The following is a 229-nucleotide window of genomic DNA, read 5'->3' on the forward strand; positions in this document are numbered from 1 at the left end:
GTTAAGGGGGGTTATGAATATAAAGAACAAGGGATTTTAGATAGAAATGACTTTCGCCATACTCTACCCGTTGAATGGTTGAAAACAGATCTTGACCTTGATATTCATTCTTTAAATGATAATACCAACCTAGTTCAAAAAACAGTTTACGAGCTTGATAGGTTTACAGAGGCTGATTTTTTTCAGCTTATGGAAAAAAATGAAATATCATTTGGCCAGAAACCAGTTC

Annotated in this window: 1 protein-coding gene; it reads left to right on the plus strand. The window is 34.1% G+C overall.

The genetic code is table 11. The annotated features are described in order from the left end of the window. Window positions 1–229: DUF8426 domain-containing protein (locus AAEY98_RS22745; protein ID WP_502959667.1), on the plus strand; the 229-nt coding region annotated here is incomplete at both ends.

The organism is Shewanella sp. AC91-MNA-CIBAN-0169, assembly GCF_040310165.1.
Taxonomy (GTDB): domain Bacteria; phylum Pseudomonadota; class Gammaproteobacteria; order Enterobacterales; family Shewanellaceae; genus Shewanella.